Annotated in this window: 23 protein-coding genes and 1 pseudogene; 14 read left to right on the forward strand and 10 right to left on the reverse strand. The window is 59.0% G+C overall.

The annotated features are described in order from the left end of the window. The first annotated feature begins 70 nt into the window (after positions 1 to 70). From G6N78_RS24885 to G6N78_RS24900, 4 genes are all read left to right on the forward strand, one after another. Entirely contained in the window at positions 71 to 1,126 is a 1,056-nt protein-coding gene (locus G6N78_RS24885; RefSeq protein WP_165225626.1) for a Fic family protein, read from the forward strand. Between the two features lie 470 nt (positions 1,127 to 1,596). Beyond that, positions 1,597 to 1,854: a DUF736 domain-containing protein gene (locus G6N78_RS24890; protein ID WP_234906131.1), complete on the forward strand. Its 258-nt coding sequence runs from the start codon at positions 1,597 to 1,599 to the stop codon at positions 1,852 to 1,854. Positions 1,855 to 2,177: 323 nt separating this feature from the next. Further along, the gene (locus tag G6N78_RS24895) at positions 2,178 to 2,342 is read left to right on the forward strand and encodes a hypothetical protein (protein ID WP_165225628.1); all 165 of its coding nucleotides are present in this window, start codon (positions 2,178 to 2,180) and stop codon (positions 2,340 to 2,342) included. A gap of 321 nt (positions 2,343 to 2,663) precedes the next feature. Continuing rightward, entirely contained in the window at positions 2,664 to 3,143 is a 480-nt protein-coding gene (locus G6N78_RS24900) for a hypothetical protein (protein WP_165225631.1), read from the forward strand. 507 nt (positions 3,144 to 3,650) lie between these two features. On the opposite strand, the pseudogene G6N78_RS25875 reads toward G6N78_RS24900, so the two are convergent. The 5 genes and pseudogenes from G6N78_RS25875 to traC all read right to left on the reverse strand — a co-directional run. Beyond that, positions 3,651 to 3,899 (reverse strand): annotated as a pseudogene (locus G6N78_RS25875) (WGR domain-containing protein); the annotation flags it as partial. Between the two features lie 200 nt (positions 3,900 to 4,099). After that, the gene (locus tag G6N78_RS24910; protein WP_206531699.1) at positions 4,100 to 4,543 is read right to left on the reverse strand and encodes a thermonuclease family protein; all 444 of its coding nucleotides are present in this window, start codon (positions 4,541 to 4,543) and stop codon (positions 4,100 to 4,102) included. A gap of 369 nt (positions 4,544 to 4,912) precedes the next feature. Beyond that, positions 4,913 to 6,889, reverse strand: coding sequence for a Ti-type conjugative transfer system protein TraG (gene traG / locus G6N78_RS24915; protein WP_165225633.1), 1,977 nt, complete (start codon positions 6,887 to 6,889; stop codon positions 4,913 to 4,915). Then, a complete protein-coding gene (traD, locus tag G6N78_RS24920) occupies positions 6,882 to 7,097 on the reverse strand; it encodes a type IV conjugative transfer system coupling protein TraD (protein WP_165225636.1) in 216 nt (71 codons plus the stop codon). Before traD ends, traG begins: the two co-directional genes overlap by 8 nt. 4 nt (positions 7,098 to 7,101) lie before the next feature. Continuing rightward, positions 7,102 to 7,398, reverse strand: a complete 297-nt coding sequence (gene traC / locus G6N78_RS24925) for a conjugal transfer protein TraC (RefSeq protein ID WP_165225639.1) — start codon at positions 7,396 to 7,398, stop codon at positions 7,102 to 7,104. Positions 7,399 to 7,653: 255 nt separating this feature from the next. Between traC and traA the strand changes: the two genes are divergently transcribed. From traA to G6N78_RS24945, 4 genes are read left to right on the forward strand one after another with little or no spacing between them, the layout of a single operon-like run. Further along, complete coding sequence (traA, locus tag G6N78_RS24930; RefSeq protein ID WP_165225642.1) at positions 7,654 to 10,965, forward strand: Ti-type conjugative transfer relaxase TraA; 3,312 nt, start codon at positions 7,654 to 7,656, stop codon at positions 10,963 to 10,965. Further along, a complete protein-coding gene (gene traF / locus G6N78_RS24935) occupies positions 10,962 to 11,528 on the forward strand; it encodes a conjugative transfer signal peptidase TraF (RefSeq protein WP_165225645.1) in 567 nt (188 codons plus the stop codon). Before traA ends, traF begins: the two co-directional genes overlap by 4 nt. After that, entirely contained in the window at positions 11,518 to 12,681 is a 1,164-nt protein-coding gene (locus G6N78_RS24940; protein ID WP_165225648.1) for a conjugal transfer protein TraB, read from the forward strand. Before traF ends, G6N78_RS24940 begins: the two co-directional genes overlap by 11 nt. 17 nt (positions 12,682 to 12,698) lie before the next feature. Next, complete coding sequence (locus tag G6N78_RS24945; protein WP_165225651.1) at positions 12,699 to 13,313, forward strand: TraH family protein; 615 nt, start codon at positions 12,699 to 12,701, stop codon at positions 13,311 to 13,313. Between the two features lie 16 nt (positions 13,314 to 13,329). On the opposite strand, the gene G6N78_RS24950 is transcribed toward G6N78_RS24945, so the two are convergent. From G6N78_RS24950 to G6N78_RS24965, 4 genes are all read right to left on the reverse strand, one after another. Continuing rightward, positions 13,330 to 13,707, reverse strand: a complete 378-nt coding sequence (locus G6N78_RS24950) for a DUF5615 family PIN-like protein (RefSeq protein WP_165225656.1) — start codon at positions 13,705 to 13,707, stop codon at positions 13,330 to 13,332. Continuing rightward, the gene (locus tag G6N78_RS24955) at positions 13,704 to 14,336 is read right to left on the reverse strand and encodes a DUF433 domain-containing protein (RefSeq protein ID WP_165225979.1); all 633 of its coding nucleotides are present in this window, start codon (positions 14,334 to 14,336) and stop codon (positions 13,704 to 13,706) included. Before G6N78_RS24955 ends, G6N78_RS24950 begins: the two co-directional genes overlap by 4 nt. 226 nt (positions 14,337 to 14,562) lie before the next feature. Beyond that, positions 14,563 to 14,817, reverse strand: coding sequence for a hypothetical protein (locus tag G6N78_RS24960; RefSeq protein ID WP_165225659.1), 255 nt, complete (start codon positions 14,815 to 14,817; stop codon positions 14,563 to 14,565). A 161-nt stretch (positions 14,818 to 14,978) separates the two neighbouring features. Further along, entirely contained in the window at positions 14,979 to 15,764 is a 786-nt protein-coding gene (locus tag G6N78_RS24965) for an IclR family transcriptional regulator (RefSeq protein WP_165225661.1), read from the reverse strand. A gap of 89 nt (positions 15,765 to 15,853) precedes the next feature. On the opposite strand from G6N78_RS24965, the gene G6N78_RS24970 reads away from it, so the two are divergent. The 5 genes from G6N78_RS24970 (at position 15,854) to G6N78_RS24990 (ending at position 21,549) form a co-directional block, all read left to right on the forward strand. Further along, positions 15,854 to 17,308 (forward strand): NAD-dependent succinate-semialdehyde dehydrogenase, encoded by a 1,455-nt coding sequence (locus G6N78_RS24970; protein ID WP_165225664.1) that lies wholly within the window; start codon positions 15,854 to 15,856, stop codon positions 17,306 to 17,308. A gap of 1,023 nt (positions 17,309 to 18,331) precedes the next feature. After that, positions 18,332 to 19,351, forward strand: a complete 1,020-nt coding sequence (locus G6N78_RS24975) for a DUF6030 family protein (RefSeq protein ID WP_165225667.1) — start codon at positions 18,332 to 18,334, stop codon at positions 19,349 to 19,351. A gap of 286 nt (positions 19,352 to 19,637) precedes the next feature. Next, positions 19,638 to 20,585, forward strand: coding sequence for an endonuclease/exonuclease/phosphatase family protein (locus tag G6N78_RS24980; RefSeq protein ID WP_165225670.1), 948 nt, complete (start codon positions 19,638 to 19,640; stop codon positions 20,583 to 20,585). A 33-nt stretch (positions 20,586 to 20,618) separates the two neighbouring features. Next, complete coding sequence (locus G6N78_RS24985; protein WP_165225673.1) at positions 20,619 to 20,996, forward strand: hypothetical protein; 378 nt, start codon at positions 20,619 to 20,621, stop codon at positions 20,994 to 20,996. 46 nt (positions 20,997 to 21,042) lie between these two features. Beyond that, the gene (locus tag G6N78_RS24990) at positions 21,043 to 21,549 is read left to right on the forward strand and encodes a hypothetical protein (protein ID WP_165225676.1); all 507 of its coding nucleotides are present in this window, start codon (positions 21,043 to 21,045) and stop codon (positions 21,547 to 21,549) included. Positions 21,550 to 21,571: 22 nt separating this feature from the next. Here the strand turns inward: G6N78_RS24990 and G6N78_RS24995 are convergent, their stop codons facing one another. Further along, positions 21,572 to 22,165, reverse strand: coding sequence for a transglutaminase-like cysteine peptidase (locus G6N78_RS24995; RefSeq protein ID WP_234906127.1), 594 nt, complete (start codon positions 22,163 to 22,165; stop codon positions 21,572 to 21,574). 249 nt (positions 22,166 to 22,414) lie between these two features. On the opposite strand from G6N78_RS24995, the gene G6N78_RS25000 reads away from it, so the two are divergent. Beyond that, positions 22,415 to 23,863, forward strand: coding sequence for an O-antigen ligase family protein (locus tag G6N78_RS25000; RefSeq protein WP_165225679.1), 1,449 nt, complete (start codon positions 22,415 to 22,417; stop codon positions 23,861 to 23,863). The last annotated feature ends 66 nt before the right edge of the window (positions 23,864 to 23,929 follow it).

A 23,929-nucleotide genomic window follows, 5' to 3' on the forward strand; every position in this document is an offset into this window, starting at 1 on the left:
ATGAAAATGGATGGCAAAATGGATCTCGCTATGTCATACCCCATTTGGATGGAAACGGATGGGATAATGGATGACGGCGCTCGATCTCTCCAAATTGCGTATCACGCCTGAGATCCTGTCGTTGATCGCCGAGATTGACGAATTCAAAGGCGCTTGGCGAGCGCTTGGTCGCATCGCACCCGATCGGCTGTCCAGCTTGCGGCGGGTTGCGACGATCGAAAGCATTGGATCGTCGACACGTATCGAGGGCGCGAAATTAAGCGACCGCGAAGTCGAAAGGCTGCTCTCGAACCTCCGTATCGGCACGTTCTCCAGCCGAGACGAACAGGAGGTTGCCGGCTATGCCGAGGTGATGGAGACGATCTTCTCCGCCTTCGACGCAATCCCGCTTAAAGAAAACCACATCCGCCAACTGCATCGGGATCTGCTCGCGCACTCGGTCAAAGATGAACGACATAGGGGAAACTGGAAAACCCTTGCCAACAACGTCGAAGCCTTCGACGAGGACGGACGAAGTCTGGGCGTCGTCTTCGCGACAGCCTCCCCTTTCGATACGCCGGGCCGAATGTCGGAACTGGTGGCCTGGCAACAAGCTCAGGAGAAGGATGGCACGTTTCACCCTCTACTCGTCGTCGCTGTCTTCGTCGTCGTCTTTCTGGAAATCCATCCTTTCCAGGATGGCAATGGCCGACTGTCGCGCGCTCTGACCACTTTGCTGCTTCTTCGGGCGGGTTATTCCTATGTGCCGTACAGCTCACTGGAAAGTGTTATCGAGCAGAACAAGGAAGCCTATTATCTCGCGCTTCGCCGAACGCAGGGCACGATACGAACGGACCAACAGGATTGGAATCCGTGGGTCGAGTTTTTCCTGCGGAGCCTGCAACGCCAGAAGCAGCGTCTCGAGCGCAAGATCGAGCGTGAGCGCATTCTCCTCGGCGACCTGCCGGAGTTGTCCGTCGCGATCCTCGAACTGGCGCGTGAACGCGGGCGCGTCACGGTGATGGATGTGGCCAAAGCGACAGGCGCGAGCCGCAACACCGTCAAGGATCATCTTCGGGCGCTGACCGAGCAGGGACATCTGACCCTCCACGGAGCCGGTCGTGGGACCTGGTACGGCTTAAGCTGACGCCGGAGCGAAGCGTCCGCCGATCAGCCGAAATCGGAGCTATGGTCCAATTGCGCAGCCGCCATTGCCACGTGCCTTTGCCTGATATAGCGGGGCTCCATTCGCGGGCTCGATGAGGCATGTCTGACCGGAGACCGGCGTCGCCTCGATCGTCCTCCCGCAACGGCCATCCGAAACTTTCTTCCCCTGCGGACGCAACCCCACTCGACAGGCCGAGCGGGGACCCCGGCGTGCCGCATTCCTCGCGCAGCAACAAAGTTCCTCCCGGCCGCCCTTCATTTCATTGCGGTCCGGCAAGCCACCCCATGGCGCGATGCGCAATGAGGACCCCGGGGGTGCGGTCCGATCGTCCCCGGTCCTTTCGACAGCCATCGAGGCCGCGAAGGGCGCGGCACGACACCAACGAAAGGAACACCACAATGGCAACGATCGGCACCTTCACCTCCACCGAAACCGGCTTCAACGGCTAGATCCGCACGCTTGCCCTCAACGTCAAGGCCCGCATCGCCCGCATCGAAAACCCCTCCGACAAGGGACCGCACTACCGCATCTACGCCGGCAACGTCCAGCTCGGTGCGGCCTGGCAGAAGCGCTCCGAGCAGGACCGCGACTACGTCTCGGTCAAGCTGGACGACCCGAGCTTCCCCGCTCCGATCTACGCAACCCTCACCGAAGTCGAAGGCGAGGACGGCCTCCAACTCATCTGGTCCCGCCCCAACCGCGACTGAGGTCCTCGAGGCTCCGCCCACCGGGCGGGGCCTCCTCCCGACAACAGGAGAAGCCGGAACCAGGCGTCGAGCCTGGTTCCGGCTTTATCGGTGCCATACGGAAACCGATGATGGCCGCTCAGATCGACCGAGGGTGCCGGGCCGGCCTGACGGCGTCAAGGACGAGCGGTCAACCCCCAATTTTGCCTCCGCTCCGGTTCCCGCCGCACCAACAAAATCGGCTCCCCCACTCGCCGCCGCTGGCGGTCGCGTCGCGATCCCTGACCCCGCCATCCCGTCCTGCCCCGCGTCGTCGTCTTTCACGAACTCAAGGAGATGAGGCGATGACGATCGAACAGCACATCGAGGAACTGCGGACCGAACTGAGGAACGCATGGGACGCGGCCGAGCGGCGTCAAATCGAGGCGGAGCTCCAGCTCGCCGAGGCCGATCTGGCCGTCATGCTTGCCGAACAGGAGGGCGCCGTCGAGGCCGAGCCGCCATTCTGAGGCGGCTCGTTCCTCCTGTTATTTGAGCCGGTCCGCCGGCTCGACCGGCCTCCCGGCGGTCAGCGATTTTACCCCTCAACGCTCCCCCCGGCTCCCGCCGGAGACGGTCGCGTCCCTACGGGTCCGCGGGTCTCTTCTCTCTATGACCTTCCATTCTCCTCCAGCAAATCCGGCGTCAAGGACGGCGCGGTCTCCCCCAAATTTTCCGCCGCAAGGCTCTGGAAAAATCGGTTCCCCCGCTTGCGAGCCGCGTCCCGCGGTCCTTGACCCCTCTTTGCAACAGAGTGGCCGATCTCCATCATCAACGAAGGAGATCACATTATGACAACCAATCAAAGCCTCACGCTTTACACCAAGCTCGCCGGCTTCCGGCTCGTCGTCCTCCCAAACCGCTTCGGCTGCGACAGCGAATTCTCGCGAGCTCTCCACGATCGCCTGCTCGAAGGACTGGAGGCAGCAATTGGGCGCGTGCGGACCATCATGGCGCTGGAGCGGAGCGTTCTCACCGGCGACGACGAGTTCGCCGACCATCAGTTGGAGGGGGAGGCCGAGATATTCGGGCGCTTTACTATCAACTTGCTGTACGATCTCGAATTCGATTTCGACACGCACGAATATCGCATCAACGGCGGCGATTGGGCCATCGCTTTGACGGCGGACTATACCGGCATTGATATCGGCTATCCGGAGCTGATCGCGCTCACTGACGACGAACTCGGCTCACTTGCGCCGATCACGCGGGAAACCGGCATCCCGGTAAATGCGTCCCGTATCAGCTACGACGCTCGCGCAGGATCATAATCAATCTTGCGGTGCAGTTTCATCCGAGGGGCGGCGAGAGCCGTCTCTCAATAGGGATGTCGAGGAGGCATCGCGATCTTCCTTTCGATCCAGCTGTCATCTCTCATCGGGGGTGTTGCAGCCCGTTCGTCACGACGCCGCCGGCAGAACTTTCTCCACAGCACTGCTGCTCCTCGCGGATCAAAATTCAGTCGCCGGCAAGTCCTCCACATTCGTTTCGGCCCGGGGTGTCCCTCCTTTCTGGTCTGCCGACGATCCCCGCGATGACCGCAATTCAAAAGGAGTAACAACATGCAACAGCTCGCTCAATTCCTCGCCGCCACCGGCCGTCGGTTCCGTACTCTCTGCAAGGTAATCAGCCACTTCTTCCGCAAGGGTAAGCTCGCCTCGAAGCTCGTGATCAAGATCCCCTTCTTCGTCGAGATCGAAGTGTCCATCGAGACCGACTGGGACCGGCGTCGATGAAGCGCCCTCTTGGCCCGCTTCGACGGGCCTTTCCCAACTTGCCACAGAGGCGCGCGGCCGGTAACCGCGTTTGCGCTTCTGACGCAGCAGATCGAGAAACAGTTCGACAGCTTCCTCCTCCCGCCCAAAATGGTGGGCTACCATTCGACCATTCGCTCCGATGCGCCCCCACCTCCTGACCAGGCAAACATCGCCAAAGAGACTCGGTTCGATCGACATGGCGTAATAGCGTGCCATGTTCTTCGCCACGTCCGTGCGTTCGACATAAAGATGGTAGGGTTGCGCGATCATGAGATCAGAATCGCCGATCGCGGGAATTGCGTCCAACGACACTTATGAATCGGTCGGGGTGGATCGATTCAAATCGGTGATGATATCGGAAATGTTATGACAGGCTTGGGCGCGACGCCTTCGGTGCAAGGCTCTATTCGCGGTGCTCACAGAGCCCTCACACGGTCTCCGCCCCATGGGTGACGATCCTCTCGCGGCTCTCAGCCGCACCATCCATGTCGAGCGCCGTCCCAGCGCCGGGCGAGGCCCTCGTTGACGAGAGTGTCTCCGAGCGAGTGCCCTGCCCGGGTTACGGTACGGAGCTTGCGGCCATACTTGTCTTCGTCGCGCAATCCGGCCGAAAGCGAAAAGGTGCCGGCATTCAGCAACGCCAGCAGGCGTGCCTTCGCGGCCTCGCCCTTGATCCTTTCCGCCTCGCAGCGTGGCGGGCTGAGCTCCGGCGTGTCGATATCCGCGATGCGGATTTTCCGTCCCTCGAACCAGAATGTATCGCCGTCGACGATGCAGTTCACAGGACGATCTGCACCGCAGAATGAAAATGCCGCTGACGATGAATCCGCTGTCGGTGTCCTGGCCGCAGCCAGGAGTCCAGAAAGGCTATCAGCGCCCCCGAACGCAAGCCAGCCTCCCGCAGCAATGATCATGGCGCAGAGGATCGCGATCAGGGGTATGCGCGGGCGGCTCGGTCCCGATCGGGGTGACTTTCCCTGCCAGCGATGTCGATCGTTCCTGCTGCCGGACTTCCGCGGCTTTGTGAACAGAACCACATTCGATTTCGTCACCTCGGTCCACTCCTGTTTGCCCCAACCTATCTCGGCTTCGGTTTCATCCGCGTTTATGAGCAAGCGTGCTCTCAGACGGTGTGCGGGAGCGGGGCACAGTCGATCCCGCCTCCCCTTCGGGCCACTTTGTTGAGGCTCCTGCGGCTGCGCTATTTCCCGCTCCTCGCACGACGAGAATTCCCGAAATCCCGCCCTTTAGTGCGGCGCTCATGCTAATTTCTGGGACACTCCTCATTGTTCTGGATCGACCTTGCTCGCTATGCTGCGCGCCGGCTCGATCAAAGAGGCTTCGGGTGGGCTTCCAAGCTTGTGAAACCTGTTCGTGCCAACACAAGCTTTCATGTCGTCGCGCCGAAACCAGATTGCGCGGCCGCATCGAAGCGGCGCATTCCCCGCCGTGAAGACGATCTGTTCGTCAGCGCGCATGCGAAGAACTTCGTGCGGCTGGATCAACGGTCGTGCAGCCAACTGCTTCGACCGCGTCCGCGACGATCCTTTCATCTGCGAACTTCGGCTGACCTGGTCGATCTCGACCGTCGTCATGCCGCAGCGACGCGAGATGTAGTCCGCGGTTTCCGTATCGTTGATCGCCGCGAAACTGATCCAGCTAGCGCTCTCGAACCACTTGCTCGCGGCATCGCGGCCGCCGTAGGTTTCCCGCATCTGGCCGATTGACTGGTAGATCATGAGAAGCGTGATGCCATACTTCCGGCCGGCGTCGCGCGCGGTCTCCAGGATCCGCATGTAGCCAAGGCGGGCAACCTCATCGAGGAGGAACAGTGCTCTGCCCTTCATCGAACCATCGCGGTTATAAATCGCATTGAGGAACGAGCCGATGATGACGCGTGCGAGGCCCGCATGCGTCTCCAGGGTCTTGAGATCGATGTTGATGAAGACGTCGGTGTTTCCCTCGGCAAGATCCCCCGTCGAAAACGTCTTCCCCGATACCAGCGCGGCATAGTTCGGGTAGGAAAGCCAGTGGGTCTCCTTGATCGCATTGGCATAGACGCCGGAGAAGGTCTCCGGGGTCATGTTCACGAAAGCCGCGACATTTTCCTTCACGAAATCCGAGCCCGAATTGTCGTAGATCTCCTGCAGGCGTTGACGCAATTGCGGTTCCGGCTCGGAGAGATTGGCGCGCACCTGGCGAAGCGTCTGGCTCTCCTTCTCCGTATGACCGGACAGGCAAACGTCCGCGATCATCGCGGTGAGCAATTGCAATGCCGAGGCGCGGAAGAAGTCGTCGCGGACGCCACGTGTCCCGCCGCTGTCACTCATGATCCAGGACGCAACGGATGCGATATCCTCCTCCTTGGTGCCGCCGAATAGCCCGATCCAGTCCAGCGCGTTGAAGCCAGTCTCCGGCTTTTTGGGATCGACCACGAAGACGTCGCGGTCCGCGCCGGTACGATGGGCAGTGACCATCGGCGCCACCTCGTTCGACGGATCGAGAACGATCAGCGAGCCGCCCCATTTCAAAGCGGTCGGGATTGTCACCGACGTCGTCTTGAAACCGCCGGAACCGGCGAACACGATACCGTGCGACGAACCGAACGAGCCGTCGAAGCAGAGCAACGGCGACTTGCCGCCGGCGCCCCATGTTTCGGGATTGTCGGCTCGAAACGAGCGCTCCGCGACGCTGTCCCTATCGACACGGTATTGTTCGCCGAGCACGATACCGCCGGCGTCCGAAAACAGCTTTTCGGCATCGGCAAGCTTCATCCAATCCGCCTCGCCGTGCAGCGCTCGCTTGCCACGAATACGCCTTGGCTCGGCACTGGCGAACGCCGCGTTGCCGACAAGCGCAACGCGTTGCGCAAAGCAGGTCGCCATTGCCGCGGCCGCTGCTCCGATCAACGTGGCGGGATCGACATAGGCGATAATGGACTTGCCCATTGGCACCTGGTCCGTGAGTGCCCACAACCGGATCGTTTCGCGAAACGCGGCAATCAGGATCGTCGCCACGCCGCCGGCGACGACGCCCCACCCTGCGGTCTTGACCCTGATCGCGCCGGCGCTAGCGAACAGGAAGACGATGCCGATGAGCGCCGCGGTGAGATACGGCGCAGCGATGCCGGTTCGGCCGAGCGCCTGTCGTGCTGCTTCCGTCTTCCCAAAGGCAGACAGCCAGTGTTCGACCCCCGTAATAGCGACGGCGGCCAGGATCATCAATACGACGGGTGCGATGAAGAGCATGATCCTATTCATCGCTTTTCCCGAAGGCCTCCACGCCGATCGCAAGCAGCCGCGATCTTTCCTGGTCTTCGCTTTTCAGGCGCCGGCTCACATCGATGAGGGCGCCCAGCAAAAGCGCCCGCTTCTCGTAGCGAAGACCCGCTTTGACGATCAGACCGCCGAGTTCGATCTTTTCCCGCGTGTCCTTTTTGCGGGCGTCGGCTGTGGTCGTGCGCGCCATCCGCTCAAGCCTCAGCAGTCCCGATCGCAGCCGCGCCAGCCGCGTTCTGCGCGGACGGTGCGCTGCTTTCGCCGGCGTTACATCCCTTCTTCCCTCCGGTCGTAGTCGCCTTTCCTCCGCGAAACCGTTTCGCCAGGTCCTCGAAGGCCGCCTGCAACTCGGCCTCGTCGACTTCAATCTCGCCGAGACCTGCCTTGAGAGCGATACGGCCGATGCGCTCGGCCTCACGGGTTTCTGCTGCCTTGAGCTGTTCCTGGAGTTTGGCGATTTCGTCGCGGATCTTGGAGGATGGTTTCTTCATTCCGTTTGTCTCCCTTGGGTGAGAAGCTTGTCTTTCGAACCCAGTTTCAGGGAGGTGAGTGCGGAACGCACTACTGTGAATCCTACAATCGCCAAAGCGCGAGCTTTGGTGAATGATCCCTGCCGTTCCGAAGGAGCGGATCCGAAGGGCGCAATTATACGTCGCTGGCGCGACGCCCTTGCTTGAGGCCCCTGGCCTGCCTGCCGCTTCTGACGAACTAATTGATTTCGTTCGCAACCGGGAAAGAATTCCGCCGTGGCCGTCCCTCATTTCTCCGTCAGCGTTGTCGCCCGCGGCTCTGGCCGCAGCGCCGTCCTGTCGGCGGCCTACCGGCATTGCGCGAAGATGGAGTTCGAGCGTGAGGCACGGACCATCGACTACACCCGCAAGCAGGGATTGCTCCATGAAGAGTTCGTCATCCCCGCCGATGCGCCGGAATGGCTGCGCTCGATGATCGCGGATCGGTCGGTCTCCGGCGCCTCCGAAGCCTTCTGGAACAAGGTCGAAGATTTCGAGAAGCGCTCCGATGCGCAACTTGCAAAAGACGTCACCATTGCATTGCCGATCGAGCTGAGCGCGGAGCAGAATATTGCGCTCGTCCGCGACTTCATCGAGCAGCACGTCAGGTCGAAGGGCATGGTAGCGGACTGGGTCTATCACGACGCACCCGGCAATCCCCACGTTCATCTGATGACGACCTTGCGCCCGCTGACCGAGGACGGCTTCGGCGCCAAGAAGGTCGCGGTGCTTGGACCGGACGGCAACCCGATCCGCAACGACGCCGGCAGAAAAGTGTATGAGCTCTGGGCCGGAAGCATCGACGATTTCAACGCGTTTCGTGACGGATGGTTTGCGTGCCAGAACGGGCATCTGGCGCTGGCCGGTCTCGACATTCGCGTCGATGGTCGCTCCTTCGAGAGGCAAGGGATCGATCTTGAGCCGACCATCCATCTCGGCGTTGGCACGAGGGCAATCGAGCGCAAAGCCGATCGCGCCTCCAAGCCGTTGGAGCTCGAGCGCCTCGAACTTCAGGACGCTCGCAGGGCCGAGAACGCGAGACGAATCGACCGTAATCCGAAGCTGGTGCTCGACCTGATCACGCGTGAGAAGAGCGTCTTCGACGAACGTGATGTCGCCGAGATCCTGTACCGCTACATCGATGACGCGGATCTGTTCCAAAGACTCATGGTCCGGATCATTCTGCACCCCGACACGTTCCGCCTCGAGCGCGAGCGGATCGAATTTGCCACCGCGGTTAGGTTACCCGCCAAATACACGACCCGCGACATGATCCGCCTCGAAGCCGAGATGGCCAATCGCGCCATCTGGCTGTCTCAGCGTTCGTCGCACGGCGTGCGGGACGCGGCACTCGCCGCAACGTTCAAGCGCCACGACCGGCTTTCTGAGGAGCAGAGAACCGCGATCGAGCATGTAGTGGGAGCCGAGCGGATCGCTGCCGTTGTCGGCCGCGCCGGTGCCGGTAAGACGACGATGATGAAGGCCGCGCGCGAAGCCTGGGAAGCGGCTGGCTATCGTGTTGTCGGTGGCGCACTTGCCGGCAAGGCGGCTGAGGGCCTGGAGAAGGAAGCCGGGATCGTCTCTCGGACGCTCTCGTCCTGGGAACTCCGTTGGAACCAAGGCCGCGATCAGCTCGATAGCAAGACGGTGTTTGTCCTGGACGAAGCCGGCATGGTGTCGTCGCGGCAGATGGCACTGTTCGTCGAAGCGGTGACGAAGGCCGGCGCCAAGCTCGTTATCATCGGCGATCCCGAACAGCTTCAACCGATCGAAGCCGGCGCCGCCTTCCGCGCGATTGCAGACCGCATCGGCTATGCGGAACTCGAAACCATCTATCGCCAGCGCGAGCAATGGATGCGCGATGCCTCGCTTGATCTGGCGCGCGGCAAGGTCGGCAAGGCGGTCGACGCCTACCGTGCCAATGGCAAGGTGATCGGCTGGGATTTGAAGGCCGACGCCGTCGACAATCTCATCGCCGCTTGGGACCGCGATTACGATCCGACGAAGACGTCGCTGATCCTTGCCCATTTGCGTCGTGACGTTCACATGCTGAACCAGATGGCGCGCATCAAGCTGATCGAACGCGGGGTTCTCGACAAAGGAACCATGTTCATGACGGCGGATGGCGATCGCAACTTCGCTGTTGGCGACCAGATCGTATTCCTCAAGAACGAAGGGTCGCTCGGCGTCAAGAACGGCATGCTGGCCAAGGTCGTCGAGACGGGAGCGGGACGCATCACCGCGCAGGTCGGCGATGGCGAGCATGCCCGCCAGGTGCTGGTCGAGCAACGCTTTTACAACACCCTCGACTACGGCTATGCGACCACGATTCACAAAGCCCAAGGCGCGACCGTCGATCGGGTGAAGGTCCTCGCATCACTGTCCCTGGATCGACATCTGACCTACGTCGCCATGACGCGTCATCGCGAGGAGCTGGCCGTTTACTATGGCCGCGGATCCTTCGCCAAGAACGGTGGGCTGATCCAGATCCTGTCGCGACGCAATGCGAAGGAATCGACGCTCGATTATGAGAAGGGCGTCTTCTACCGCCAGGCACTTCGTTTTGCCGAAGCGCGCGGTCTCAACATCGTCAGCGTCACCCGCACGCTGCTTGGTGACCGGCTGGAATGGACCGTCAGACAGAAGGCCAAGCTTGCCAATCTTGGTGCGCGCCTTGCCGCCATTGCCGGCAAGCTCGGTCTCGTCCGTGGCGCCAGCCATTCTCCAACCCAAAACACCACCAAGGAGGCAAAGTCCATGGTCTCGGGCGTCACGACTTTCACCAAATCGTTCGAGCAAGCGGTCGAGGACAAACTCGCCGCCGATCCAGGATTGAAGAAGCAGTGGGAGGAGGTCTCGACACGTTTCTACTTCGTCTACGCTCAGCCGGAAAGCGCCTTCAAGGCAATCAACGTCGAAGCAATGCTGAAGGACGAGACTGTCGCGACATCCACGCTGGCAACGATCGGATCGAACCCTGAACACTTCGGTGGGCTGAAGGGCAAGACTGGGATGTTCGCGAGCCGCGCCGACAAGCAGGAGCGCGAGAAGGCTGAGATCAATGCGCTGGCACTCGCGCGCAATCTCGAGCGCTATTTGCGCCAGCGGGCAGAAGCGGAACGCAAATGTGAGGTCGAGGAACGTGCCGTCCGTCTGAAGGTGTCGATCGATATTCCGGCGCTCTCGGTCAACGCAAAACAGGTTTTCGAACGAGTGCGTGATGCGATCGACCGCCACGACCTGCCAGCCGGTCTCGAATATGCGCTTGCCGACAAGATGGTGAAGGTGGAACTGGAGGGATTTGCGCGAGCCGTAGCGCAGCGTTTCGGCGAGCGCACCTTCCTGCCTTTGGCCGCCAAGGACGCCAATGGACAGACGTTCAGCACTGTCACCGCAGGGATGACGGCCGCACAGAAGGCCGAGGTGCAATCGGCGTGGAATGCGATGCGGACGGTGCAGCAGCTGGCTGCGCATGAGCGGACGACCGAGGCGTTGAAACAGGCGCAAACTCTGCGTCAGACGAAGAGCCAGGGGCTCTCTCTCAAATGACGGGGCAAGTCTCTGTACGTTGGTTGAAGGGTGCGCAACGATCGAATGCCGTCGCGCTCTTGCTGGTGGCGGCATCCGTCTTTGGGGGCGGCGTTGCTGCGGCCATTATCGGCGGCTCTCGTATCAACCTGACGCCAAGCGAACCCCTCGGCCTCTGGCGCATCTTTGCGCTCGATCGGCCGGTATCGGTCGGCGATCTCGTCTTCATTTGTCCGCCGCTCACACCTGTCATGCGAGAGGCGCGAGAGCGTGGCTATCTCCGGGCCGGCATCTGTCCGAGTGGGGTCGCGCCGCTCATCAAGACGGTTGTCGCCGTTGCCGGGCAGCATGTCGAAGTCGGCGCCGGCGTGACGATCGATGGGCGCCCGCTCCCGTTTTCCGATTTGGTCGAGCGGGACGGCAGGGGGCGGCCGATGGCGCCCTATTCAGGCGGTGTCGTGCCGGCAGACAGCGTCTTCCTCCATTCATCATTCAGGGGCTCCTATGACTCCCGCTATTTCGGTCCCCTCCCCGTATCCGGCATTCTCGGCCTGGCGCAACCGGTGCTAACCTATGCGCCGTGAATACCTTCGACCGGCATTGTTGATTGCAGCTTCCATCATCGCCGGAACGGTCGCGTGGAGTGGCCACGTCCTTCTTCTTCCGACCGCCTTCTCGTTTCCGATCCTCTGGGCGCTTGCGCGATCGAGACTGACGGCGGTGTTTGTTTCGGCCGGTTACTTCCTCGCTGCGTCACGCGGTCTGCCGCAGGGCGTTGCAACTTTCTATTCGTCGGATCTGTGGCCGGGGTTGCTGCTCTGGCTCAGCGCATCCTTCGGGTTTGTCGGCGTTCACGCGATGCTCTGGACACGATGCGAACCGACGCGGCCGTTTCGCTATTTCGCGGTGGTCCTGCTCATGGCCATTCCGCCATTCGGTATCACCGGTTGGGCACATCCGATCACGGCCGCGGGCGTGCTGTTTCCGGGATGGGGATGGTGGGGATTGCTTGCCACGACAGCCGGCCTCGTGGGCCTCGTAACCCTCATGCGGCCGGCTGTCGCGATTGTCCTGGCAGGCTTTTGGATCTGGTCCGCCGCAACCTGGGACGAACCGAAACGACCGGATTCCTGGCAGGGGATCGACCTCGAAATGGGCGCTTCGCTGGGGCGCGACCCCAGCATTGAGCGCCACCGTGATCTGATTGCCACGGTGAAGGATCGAGCATCCGGCGGCGCCCTGACCATTGTTCTCCCCGAGAGCGCGCTAGGCTTCTGGACGCCGACGGTCGAACGGCTCTGGATACGATCCCTGCAGGGAACCAAAACCACCGTCATCGCCGGCGCTGCGGTCGTCGATGCAGGCGGATACGACAATGTGCTGGTCGCCATCTCGGCCGCCGCCGCCCAAATCCTCTATCGCGAGCGGATGCCGGTCCCAGGTTCCATGTGGCAGCCGTGGCGCTCCTTACTTGGGGCAAGCGGCGGCGCAAGGGCGCACTTCTTCGAAAACCCGGTCGCGACCGTCGCCGACGGTCGGATCGCACCGCTGATCTGCTACGAGCAGCTGATCGTCTGGCCCGTTCTCCAATCCATGCTGCGGAGGCCGGACGTCATTGTCGCCGTCGGTAACGGCTGGTGGACCAAGGGTACATCCATCGTCGCCATCCAACGCGCCAGTGCGGAAGCCTGGGCGCGTTTGTTCGCCAAACCCCTCCTGATTTCCTTCAACACCTGAATGCCAAGGAGCCTGCTATGCTCGACGCTGCCCTAATCCAACAATGCGCCGACCCCTCATTGAAGCCGGCGATCGTGGAGCAGTTCGTCACCGCCGCGGGCGCGAATGATCGACTGGCCGTCACCGTCAAATCAGGTGGCCGGTTGATCCTCGTCCCGAAAGCGATGACGCCGGACGAGGCGATGGCGATCGTCCGGCAGCATGTCGGCGAGGCAGTGGTCCGCGTCGGCCTGACGCAGTTCCCGGCGGGTGTCGGCGTCAAGGACGCGTCCGAACTGAAACCTGACCTCGTCGATCCTTGCGAAAACCTCCGCAAGGGGACGACCATGTTTGCCAAGGTCCTTCGAATTGTCGCCAAGTGGTACGGCAATCCGAAGAGCGACGATGTCTTCCCGCAGATGTTCGAGGATGCGGTCTATGCCTGGAAGACCGGTGAGTTCGAGGGCGTGAATGTTTTCCAGGCGGACGATCCCGGAAAAAGCGTCATGATCGACAAGGTGTTGCCGGCAGACCAGGACAAGGCCGGCGTGGACATACTGCCTGCGGATACAGACGCTGAAAGCGTCGAGAAAAGCGAAAGCGTTGGATCGGCCGAGATGCGGATCGATCTGTCGAGGATTGGCGGAAATTGATCCCCTTGGGAAGGCGCTATGCCTCCGGAAGCGAATAGCGCGTGAGAACAGCGTCTTCGCCATCGAGGGTCACTTCGATGACGTCGTTGACCATATCTTGCGTGTCCGCCAAATCCTGCAGTATGAGGGCAAACAAGTCTCGTTGCAGCACAGGCAGCACCTGCGGGACGATAATCACCAGATCCGCATGCAGCTCTTCCTTGGCGTAGAGCTTCCGGAAGTCGCGGGCATTGTTCGTCACGAAGGTGAAATCCTCCTCGATGATCCGAGGCATCAGATCCCAGTCGGTTTCGCCGCTCAGTCCCAGCCAGTTCACATGGAAACAATCGTGGCCGTGCTCTTGAGCCACGGCCACGAGAGACGTGTGAAGGCATTCATCGATAAGAAACCTCACGAGGTCGAGCCAGACGGTTTGGAGGCGTTCTCGTTGCGAAGGCTTAGGTGTTTCACGGATTTCACCTTCAGGCCCTGCTCCGACAGCTTCTTCGGACGTCCTCTGGCGGGATGGGCGGCAACCCAGATCTCGGCAAGGTCCACCATGCGCTCGGTGAGCGAAGGATAGCCCTTGACGATTTCCGCTGTACTTGCGCCTTGAGTCTTCATCGCGGCAATCGTTCGCACGGGAACACGGGTTCGCTTGAAAACCGGCTCGCCGCCCACGACGCCTTTCACGTTTTCAATCATACGTTCGGCTTCTCGAAGAGCCTCGGCCCGTGCGGCCAGTTGTTCTCGTGCCCACGCAACGTCGATAATGAGATAGTCGTCTGCCCTCACGGTTTCGGCATCGGGGTTCTGTTCGATCGTATCGAATAGGCGTTTGCGCCGCTCGGCAGACAAGATCGATCCGACGCCGTACCAGAGCTTCAACCGAAGCAGATCCTCATCGGTGAGTGAACGACCCCTGCTGCCAACGAGATGAGTCTCGATGATGCGCTTGTCGGTCGCACTGTGCACCGACTCCACAGTGATCTCGCTGACAGCCGCCGCCTCGGTGGGTGTGTAGGCGTGTGATGTGCTGGCCATAATCATTCTCCTGGTGGAGAATGTGCGGCCCGCCACTCGTGTAAAGCCTTGACCCATGCTCGATCTCATGGCCGAGCTGCCCCGATCGATCCGGTCACATTGGCTTGGGACCGGGAAACGTTTCGGATCCCGAAACATAATCGATCACGAGTGTGATGTTCAGATCATCGGCATTGGGTCACCCCAAGGAAATTGCAACCCCAGTCTTCTCACCGATCACGCCGGTTCAGTAGTCGACGTTCCGACTCAAAATTGTCGTCTGCTTGGGATGAGTGCAGACCTGCACATAATCGGTATGGGGTTCGTAGGGATGCCTGTATTCGACACGCAGAATGCCGCAGTCGCTTGGCGAAGCCGAAACGGTGTAATGGTGATGCTTCGGGGCCGCCTGATAGCCTTCGATCATGTCTGCGGCATGAGAGGGCGCTGTCTGGCCACATAGAATGGCCATCGACATCGCGCAGAATGACAGTTTGCTCATATGCATCTCCCAGTTAACGAATATTTCCGAATTAGCGCAGCAGCATCTAGGGCGCGCTTTGCAGAAGTCGAGTATCGTCTTGGATCGAGTTCAGTATAGTCTGCCGGGAATATTCGGCCCGGTAGCCGGCCGCCTGTCTTTGTCGGACACCATTCGTCGTTTCAGGTGGCGCCGAGACGGCGCGATATCGCGTGACCTGCAGTTGTCAACTGTTCCCCAATTGCGGCAATACCTTGTGATTTCAAGTCACTGCGCAGGAAGCTGACGGCGATACCTGCGGTAATGTCTCCATCATGATCGCGAACAGGCGCCCCTACACATACCATGCCGGCGCGTATCTGGCCGTCATCGACGGAAAAGCCGCGGCTGCGCACAAGCGCAAGTTCGCCCTTCAGCTGCTCGAGCGTCTGCACGCTGTTCGACGTCAGGCGGGTCGGCAGGCCGGCGGAAAACAGGTTATCGAGGTCGTCTTCAGGTAACTCCGAGAGCAGCACCTTTCCCGTCGCCGTAAACGCCGCTGGAAGGCGTGTCCCAATCGAAAAGGTATGACCCAGAGGTCGTTCTGAGTTGCGACACGCAATGTAGATGACATCGGGCCCTTCGCGCAGCGTCAGCGTTACCGTGTAGGCCGACCATTGCCGATTGGTGTCAAGATAGTCGTTGAAAGCCGTCCTGACGTCCATCTGCGAGAGGAAGCGTCCAGCCCAGCGCACAGACTGTGGTCCGATGCGCATCGTTCCATCTGCGCTGCGGCGGATAAGGTTCAGCTCAATCATGGCCGACAGCAGTCCATGAGCAGTACTCTTTGGAAGCGACAGACGCCGGGAAATCTCCGCGGACGAGAAGCGTTCGTCACTCGTCGCCAGGAGATTGAGAATCTCGACGGCGCGACGCAAGGCAGGCACGGCGGTGCCGCCGCTCGCAATCTTCTCAGCATCCTTATCCATCGTCTTCCCTTGACAAGCCGTCGAGCATAACATCTAGTTCAATATAATAAATGATGTTCAATATATTGAACTTTCGGTATGGAGGCAAGATGCTACGGCTCAAAAACAGGAATTTATTACGCAACCTATGTCTCATCGACGGTGAATGGGTGGGCGCATCAAGCGGTCGCACGATGATGGTCACGGATCCGGCTGACGCGACGGGTTTGACATCCGTCTCCTGCCTCGACCCTCAAGAGATCGAAGTTGCCGTTGCCGCCGCGAGGCGGGCGTTTGAAGCGTGGAGCAGATTGGCGGCGAAGGAGCGCTCTCAGATCTTGCGTCGTTGGTTTGATCTTGTGCTCGTCAATGCTGACGATCTCGCTGCAATCATCACGGCCGAACAGGGAAAACCCTTGGCGGAAGCCCGCGCTGAAGTCGTGTATGCAGCGTCATTTCTGGAATGGTTCGCAGAAGAGGGAAAACGGATTTACGGAGATACCATCCCTGCTCCAACCGCTGACAAACGTCTGATCGTTCTCAAGCAGCCGATTGGAGTGTGCGCAGCGATCACCCCATGGAATTTCCCAGCCGCGATGATCACGCGAAAGGTGGCCCCAGCGCTTGCTGCCGGTTGCCCGATGATTGTCAAGCCCGCTGAGCAAACGCCACTTACAGCCCTGGCGCTTGGATATCTGGCAGATCAGGCGGGTGTTCCCGCTGGCGTTCTCCAGATTGTAACCGGCGATGCAAGGCAGATCGGTGGGATCCTCACCTCAAGCGAGGTCATTCGCAAACTATCTTTCACCGGGTCCACGCAGGTCGGTCGCATTTTGATGTCTCAGTCGGCACCAACCATCAAGAAGCTCTCGCTGGAGCTGGGCGGAAACGCCCCTTTCATCGTATTTGATGACGCGGATCTGGACGCCGCAGTCGAGGGTGCAATTGCCTCAAAGTACCGCAACGCCGGTCAAACATGCGTCTGCTCCAACCGTCTTTATGTCCAGTCGGGCGTCTACATGACCTTCGCCCGAAAACTCGCCGACCGCGTGCGCCAGCTCCACGTTGGGCGTGGGTATGATGAAGGGATCTTGATCGGACCGTTGATCGATATGGATGCGGTCGCCAAGGTCGAGGCCCATTTGGCTGACGCTGTATCCAAAGGTGGCAAAGTCATCGTTGGCGGACAACGCCACGCTCTCGGTGGTGCGTTTTTCGAGCCGACAGTTCTCATCAATGCAAATCGGGACATGTTGCTGGCTCGCGAGGAAACCTTTGGCCCTGTCGCGCCTCTTTTTCGTTTCGAAACCGAGCAAGAGGCCATCACAATGGCAAACGACACCGAATTCGGATTGGCCGCCTATTTTTACACGGAAAACGCTCGCCGCACCTGGCGGGTCGCCGAAGCATTGGAGTACGGTATGGTGGGCCATAACACCGGACTTATTTCGAACGAGGTTGCTCCTTTCGGAGGGGTGAAGCAGTCCGGTCTTGGACGAGAGGGCTCGCGTTATGGCATCGAAGAATATCTTGAACTGAAGTACATCTGCTCGACCGTGTCGTGATTGGTTGTCGCGCAGTGACCAGCGTGCGGTTCTCGGTCAGCCTGACCGAGGGGCGATGGCCGCGGCAGATGAACAATAGGACGTGACGACGGCCACCTGACCGAACAATGACTTGAAGACAGTTTGTCAGAACCGCTGCAGCCTGATGGATGACGTTGATGATGCTTTTGACGTCGCACGCAGTGTCGGACCATCGCCGCCGCTGGTCGAAGCTGTCTCTCCGACTGGTTCGTCGGCAAACCTGGTGTCTCGAAAGCAGGAGGACGACTGCTGCTGTTCGCCGAAATAGTGAAGTCGTGTCCGTCACCTTCAGGCGGCGGCAACGTAGGAACAGTCTTGGTGTGAAGACGGGTATCTGGAGGCCGCGCGTGCATTAACCATGCTCGCTAAGGTTACGCATGTGTAACTATTGCGTGAAAATCAAATGAATGCCAAGTACGCATACCTTCGCAGGTTTGGGGAAAACGATGGCAGAACAGATTCCGCAGCATATATTCGAACGGCTGGAACGTGAGTGGCGTCTGATGGATCCAGATCGACTCCCCAAGCCGCCCGCTCCCACTGACGACGTACCACAAAAGCGCCTCAAGATTGGGCGGTACGACTAGTCGGACTTGCCAACCCCCGTCCCTGACAATAAGAATTTTGTGCGCCAAGCATCATTCGGTCTGCGCTTGGTCGGTCACATAGACCAAAATGCACGGATACTCTATTCACCACGTGCCAGGTGTGGCGGGCACCGGATTGGTCAATCAAACAGCGCAGAGCTCTTTTCGTCTCAACGGGTTATAGTTCTTCTTTAAACCCGCTTGTTGGGCCATAATCATTATGTGGGAAAACTCAGCTAGGCCTTGATGATCGGTCAAACGCACCAGTCCTAGTCTTTTTTTGTGCCTGTGGTTGATGACACTTGTCTCGGACTGGACCGTTCACGCCTGTCGCGCTTCGTCAGCGACGGGTTCGTCCTCGCCGGCGCACTCCCGCCAAGCAAGCGCGCGGCAGGATTTGACAGATGCTGCCCTTATGCGCGTTGCCCTCCCGCGGTCGAGCCTCACCATCCCTCTTTCAATACGGCGTGCATGTCCCTATCGCCTCGGCTCGGCTTTTTCTGTTACCCTCGTCATCAACCAATCAAGTTTCGAACAATGCCGCTTCAGCATTGTGCTGGTCGCTTCTTCCGCCAATCCAATAAAGCAAACGATTTTATGTACCGCGATGGTGGCTACGGGTAAAACAATCGAAAAGATGCCTCAGGCGCCGCACGGCGCGAGACGAGCATTGTATGTGTCTCTTTGGTTGGTGGTCGCGATAAGCCTGATCATGGTCCCGGTTTTGGTTGCAAAAAATGCCGAAGTCGTGCGACGACTCTTGGGGAAACCGCAGGCAAGCAGCACGACAGCTGCCAGAGACCCGCATGCTCCGGATCACACCGCGAATGTTGGAGGTAACCCACTTGCAAGGATTATCCTCCAGCGTCCCATCCCTAGATCTGTTATGGTGTCAGGTGCCGATACTGCCACACGCTGCAATCGTTTGGCCTATCCCGGACAAGAGCAACCTGAGCTTCGAAAGACTGAGCAAGGCGGTCAATGCAGCGTACTGCTGTTTGACGAGAAAGATCCCGGCACAACGATCTTCCTGCAGATCCGGACTGACAAAAGCGGGTACGTCCGATTTTTCAGGATCAAGTTTAGCGGCGAAGCTGAACCCAACGGATCATCCTACCGTAAAGGCATCGAATATCTCAGGGTTTTCGGGGGGCTTGGTGAGGATGTGCTTTCCCACCTCGATGAGATGGTGGCCCAATCTCAATGGGGTGCTCGACATCAGGAAACATTTGGCCTGTTCAATCTGTCGGTTTCTCCTGAGATATCAGACAAGCGCCGGATCAACTTGATCGGTATGGCGACCGACAAACCACCCCACGACCCAGCCGCCTTCAAGACGGTGGCGCGCACCAACGGCAAATATCGGTTGCAGATCGACCTGCCCCAGTTGAAAAAACAAGCCCGGCATATCAACAACACCTTCGACGATGGTTGATGGTGGCGCGCAGGTTCTCAGTGTAGGGGCGGCGCGCTCCTGTTTGTGTTGCTTGGTTGTGTGACAGTCTGCCCGCTGATCTCCTAGTCAGAAGCGTTGCCAACGACTGCGGTTGTCATGAAGCACCTTGGCGTCGAAGAATTCGTAACGATGCGACCGCCTCATCATCGTAGGCTCACCATCGTCGCAAGCTACCCCCTCGAACAATTGCCCAAACCGAAAAATGCTGCATTGCAAAACAATCATGTGGATGCTACCTCAATGCGGAATTGTTCACTGTGGCACCATGCAAGCAACTGTTTCTTGTGCACTTCGCTCGCTTTTGACGGTTTTGATCGCCGTCGCTGGTTTCCGATTTATTGCGACGCCGTGGATTTTATCGTTTTTCTATAGTTTTCAGTTTCACATCGCCGTTTTGATTATTGCCGGCAGTCTAGTCGCCGTCTGGCTTGAACGAGGACTGGTGCCTATCTTCCAGCTTTCAATCGGTCTTGTGCTTCTGGTCCACGTGCTCGTCACAGAAAAAAGTGTCGCCCATCCGACCGATACCAACGGTCAGGCGAGGGAAACGATCACACTTCTCTCCTTCAACGTCCTCGCCAGCAACGCCGCCGGCGCCGAGGAGATCATTGACGAAATCAGACGCTCAGGTGCCGATGTCGTCTATCTGCTCGAAAGCGTTGCGCTGAAAGACAGACTTGCCGAACTGGACGGAATATTTCCCTATCGCCTTGGGTGCGGCATCCGGACACGCACTTGCGATCTGGTTGTACTGTCGCGGTTTCCGGTTCAGGATCCGACCTATGCAAGCCTCTCGGATCTGCGCCAGGACCGCTACGTCGAGTTTTCTGCCGACGTCGCGGGTAAGGCAGTCGTGTTTGCGGCAGTGCACCTGTCCAAGCCGTATTTCGATGATTATCACACCGAAGAGCTTGAGCAGGTCGCGCACAGGCTGGCGACGAAGAAGGCGGAAGTCGTCCTCGGCGGAGATTTCAATTCGGGGACAGTGGCGCCGGACATGATCTCGTTTCTGCAGACAACGGGTCTTCGAAAAGCGCCACACGAACCAGCCACCTGGCCTGTGGAACTTGGCCCCGCGGGGATTGCAATTGATCACATTTACACGTCGGCAGCGCTGCCGATACAGTCAGTCAGGAGCGTTACCAATTATGGCTCCAACCATTTCGGTCTTCTTGCCAGGATTGGTGTGCGACTACCGAAATCGGGATCGTAAACGAAGGCCGCTGCTGACGAGAGGCGCTGCACGATGTACGGTCGCATAAAGCAGGTTGTGCTCGATCTCACGGGCCTGGGGCCGGATATCCTTCATATCCTGTTCGGAGTTGCGCTATTTGCGAGTGCATATGGTCTGATCAGGCGTAAATGGCTGGCCTTTTTTGCCGTCGCCGCGATCCAGTTTTTAAACGAGGCGCTCGACATCGTTGATGACGTGCTCGTCGGGCTTCCCTTGAACCTCATCGATGTCATCAGCGATTGCCTGAACACCCTCTTCGTCCCCGCGATTGTTTGTCTGACGATCTCCTTATGGACGTGGATGGTTGAAATGAAGAGCCGAAGGTCCGCATCACGAAGCGACGGCGTCGTTACGCCTGGAATTGCGGCCGCCAAGACCACCGCAGAATGATCAGCACAGCTAACGGCCCTCGACCGGATTGAAGGTAATTGCCACCATGCCAAGTCTCAAAGAACTCACTGTGGCGCTCGGTCTCCTGGCAAGCGAAGATGACCCGGCATTGAATGCTGATGGCTGGCAGAATTATGTCTGGCGTGTGCGCCCAGCAGATCAGTGCCTGTCCTATCAAGGATCTTTCTGCAAGCTGGTTGTCGACCGCTGGGACTGGAAGCGCCCACAACGATACGAATTTTCCTTCTCGGCTGATGGGCCAACAAACACGATTACATCAAGGGTCAAGCTGGAGAACCAGGACCCTGCGGACACGGATCAGGTTTGCCTTGTGGCAAGCTTTCTAGACAAATCGGGAAACGAAATTGGCATCCTGTTTGTAAACTGGCGATCGATCGCCGGACGCACCTACACCAGAGATGCGCCGATCAAGCCGCTCGCTCCAGTGAGCGAGATCGCAACGGTTGCGGTCGGCACCAAACAATGCGAGGTAAAATCTGTCTCGGATGCCGAGAACTTTTATCGTATTCGCTACCGCCTTGGCCAGAGATAGTCCGAAGACCGATCGGTCTCGTTCAGGCAGCCACGCTGTTCCAGAAGAGCGGGTTTTCACCAGACTGCAGCATCACCCAGCGCAGATCCGTTTCGCGCCAGCTGACAATGCTGTTGGTGCGATTGTCGAGAACGAGATCGCCCTTCGTGGTGCGAACAACAAGGACCGCGTGACCAATATTGTCGGGGGTGTAAGCAACGGCAATACGCATCGCCTTGGCCGGCCAGCCCTTGTTGATCAGCTCTTTGCGCTTGGTCAGAACGTAGTCTTCGCAGTCACCGCTTGCGGCACTGGCCTGCCACTGATCCGAACCATCATCGTCGTTGACGGGCACAATTGATTTGTTGATCCGGTAATTGACCTGGCGCAACTCACGCATCATGCGGTAGCTCCATTCGACGGTCTCTGGACCGGCCGACGGCTTGCAGTCTTCCTGATTTTGAACGCAGTACGAGACGAAGCCAAAGGGGGCAAGTACCGGCTGTGCCACCTGAATGTGGTCGAGATGGTCCTTCAAGGGCGAGGCAAGACCCGCCGGACCGAAAGCCGAAGACGGCGTTACGCTCGATACCAGCATGGCAAATGCGGCGCTTGCAGTGAGCAGCTTCTTGATCATGACTATCCCCGTTTCCTCGACCGTCGAGGTCGTTGTCTGTTGATGGCTTTTGATACAGGGGAAGCTGCTTCAGCTGACTTAAGTGGATAATTCGAATTTTATCGATGTCTCGTTTTTTCGCAAAACGCCCCGGAATCAGACAGCTTTGTTCGGTGACGCGCGCAGGCAACCGTCTTTATACTGATTAAGCACTTGATCATTGGCCGACGATGTTCCTATGGAGGTGAAGCTACATTATGGGGGGTGAGAATGCGGCCAGTACCCGGTTCGTCGTCGCTTTCTGGCGAGGCAGGCTCGTTTTTGCCGCGCCAGCTGCGACGCGTCGCGCTTGCCTGTTTTATACTGGCGATGACGGTTTCCCTGCTGTCTCATGGGGCGGTGTACCCCGCGGCAAGCGCAGTTGCGTTGTTGCTGCTTTTGCTTGCTACACTGTTGGCTGGTGTCGTCGAGGGCATCCAGAAATCCAACAGGCGATCGGTCTACTGGCTATTGGGCCTATGGTGGGCGATTGTGCTTTACAGTCTCGTGCTTGCAGCGCCATTGCCCGCCTTCATATCAGGCCACCCGGCCTGGTCGGCTTTGCGCGACGTTGGTATTGAAGCCACGAAGCATTTTTCGCCTGCTCCAGCCAATGTGATTGAGGCCCTGGTTCCTATCGGTATTCCGTTCGCAACCGCATTGAGCGCTCTTCTTTTGTTCAAAACCGATCGCGACATTGATAAAACCTTGCAGGTGTTCGCGTTCACCGGAGCGTTGTTCGCCACTGTCGCCATCATCCAGTTTTCGTTCTTCCCCAAAGTACTGATGTTTGCCGAAAAGCGCTTCTACATCGGCAGTCTGACCGCGCCATTCGTGAACCGCAACACGGCTGCCACCTTTTATGGGTTGACGCTTGTCGCGCAGCTCTGTCAATTCCGGATCAAAGCGCTCGCGGACATGTTGCGCAGTGGAGGGCCGGCCAAGCGGAGCATACCGATCGCCAACCTCCTTATGATCAGTGCGGCAATCGTCACCTTCATTGCTTTGTTGTTGACGAACTCGAGAGCCGGGATCTTCTCAACCGCTGTAGGTGTGGCGATTTATGTTGCGGGCAACATAATTGTGCCTGCGCCGGCAAAACCCGGCATGGGGTTCGCCCGGTCAACGACGCGAACCCGTGGGCGCCAAATCATCTACGCATTGGGCGGATTGGTCCTGGTGCTCATGTTGTTTTGGCTCTATGGCGGCCGTGCTGCGCTGCGGGCCGAGATCCAGGGCCTGGACGACGGTCGTTTCTGTATTTTGCCAGGTGTCTGGCGCGCGATTGGTGACAATCTCTGGACCGGGATCGGACCTGGCGTCTTTGGTGTCTATTTCCCCGCCTATCGAGATCCGGCCTGCGGTTTGGGCGGCTTTTGGGAGCTTGCACACAACTTTTATCTCGATGGATTTCTTGCCTTCGGCCTAGTCTTCTGGATATTCATCGGTGCTGGCATCGGAATCCTTGTCGTCAGCTGCGCCGAAGGGCTCCGGAATCGCCGATCTCGCCGCCCGATTGTATGGGCCGGTATTGCCTCTTCTTTCATCGTCGCCGTGCATGCAACGCTTGATTTTTCTATCCAAATACCGGGTTTTTCGAGCTGGTGGGCTCTGTTAATAGCTTTGGTGCTCACGACGTGTACAGGACGCACAAAATATAGAAGCAAACTAACAAAATGATTGGTGTTGCGCTGATGCAACGGGTCCGTCTAAATCATAAATGGTGCCCTTGATACAACTTCGCAT

It is taken from the genome of Allorhizobium pseudoryzae (assembly GCF_011046245.1).
Classification (GTDB): Bacteria; Pseudomonadota; Alphaproteobacteria; order Rhizobiales; family Rhizobiaceae; genus Neorhizobium; species Neorhizobium pseudoryzae.

What these genes read in the sequence shown, in the direction of transcription:
- G6N78_RS24885 (WP_165225626.1), top strand. Translation starts at nt 71, where the DNA reads ATGACGGCGCTCGATCTCTCCAAATTGCGTATCACGCCTGAGATCCTG.
- G6N78_RS24895 (WP_165225628.1), top strand. Translation starts at nt 2,178, where the DNA reads ATGACGATCGAACAGCACATCGAGGAACTGCGGACCGAACTGAGGAAC.
- G6N78_RS24900 (WP_165225631.1), top strand. Translation starts at nt 2,664, where the DNA reads ATGACAACCAATCAAAGCCTCACGCTTTACACCAAGCTCGCCGGCTTC.
- G6N78_RS24910 (WP_206531699.1), bottom strand. Translation starts at nt 4,543, where the DNA reads ATGATCATTGCTGCGGGAGGCTGGCTTGCGTTCGGGGGCGCTGATAGC.
- traG (WP_165225633.1), bottom strand. Translation starts at nt 6,889, where the DNA reads ATGAATAGGATCATGCTCTTCATCGCACCCGTCGTATTGATGATCCTG.
- traD (WP_165225636.1), bottom strand. Translation starts at nt 7,097, where the DNA reads ATGGCGCGCACGACCACAGCCGACGCCCGCAAAAAGGACACGCGGGAA.
- traC (WP_165225639.1), bottom strand. Translation starts at nt 7,398, where the DNA reads ATGAAGAAACCATCCTCCAAGATCCGCGACGAAATCGCCAAACTCCAG.
- traF (WP_165225645.1), top strand. Translation starts at nt 10,962, where the DNA reads ATGACGGGGCAAGTCTCTGTACGTTGGTTGAAGGGTGCGCAACGATCG.
- G6N78_RS24940 (WP_165225648.1), top strand. Translation starts at nt 11,518, where the DNA reads ATGCGCCGTGAATACCTTCGACCGGCATTGTTGATTGCAGCTTCCATC.
- G6N78_RS24945 (WP_165225651.1), top strand. Translation starts at nt 12,699, where the DNA reads ATGCTCGACGCTGCCCTAATCCAACAATGCGCCGACCCCTCATTGAAG.
- G6N78_RS24955 (WP_165225979.1), bottom strand. Translation starts at nt 14,336, where the DNA reads ATGGCCAGCACATCACACGCCTACACACCCACCGAGGCGGCGGCTGTC.
- G6N78_RS24960 (WP_165225659.1), bottom strand. Translation starts at nt 14,817, where the DNA reads ATGAGCAAACTGTCATTCTGCGCGATGTCGATGGCCATTCTATGTGGC.
- G6N78_RS24965 (WP_165225661.1), bottom strand. Translation starts at nt 15,764, where the DNA reads ATGGATAAGGATGCTGAGAAGATTGCGAGCGGCGGCACCGCCGTGCCT.
- G6N78_RS24970 (WP_165225664.1), top strand. Translation starts at nt 15,854, where the DNA reads ATGCTACGGCTCAAAAACAGGAATTTATTACGCAACCTATGTCTCATC.
- G6N78_RS24975 (WP_165225667.1), top strand. Translation starts at nt 18,332, where the DNA reads ATGCGCGTTGCCCTCCCGCGGTCGAGCCTCACCATCCCTCTTTCAATA.
- G6N78_RS24980 (WP_165225670.1), top strand. Translation starts at nt 19,638, where the DNA reads ATGCAAGCAACTGTTTCTTGTGCACTTCGCTCGCTTTTGACGGTTTTG.
- G6N78_RS24985 (WP_165225673.1), top strand. Translation starts at nt 20,619, where the DNA reads ATGTACGGTCGCATAAAGCAGGTTGTGCTCGATCTCACGGGCCTGGGG.
- G6N78_RS24990 (WP_165225676.1), top strand. Translation starts at nt 21,043, where the DNA reads ATGCCAAGTCTCAAAGAACTCACTGTGGCGCTCGGTCTCCTGGCAAGC.
- G6N78_RS24995 (WP_234906127.1), bottom strand. Translation starts at nt 22,165, where the DNA reads ATGATCAAGAAGCTGCTCACTGCAAGCGCCGCATTTGCCATGCTGGTA.
- G6N78_RS25000 (WP_165225679.1), top strand. Translation starts at nt 22,415, where the DNA reads ATGCGGCCAGTACCCGGTTCGTCGTCGCTTTCTGGCGAGGCAGGCTCG.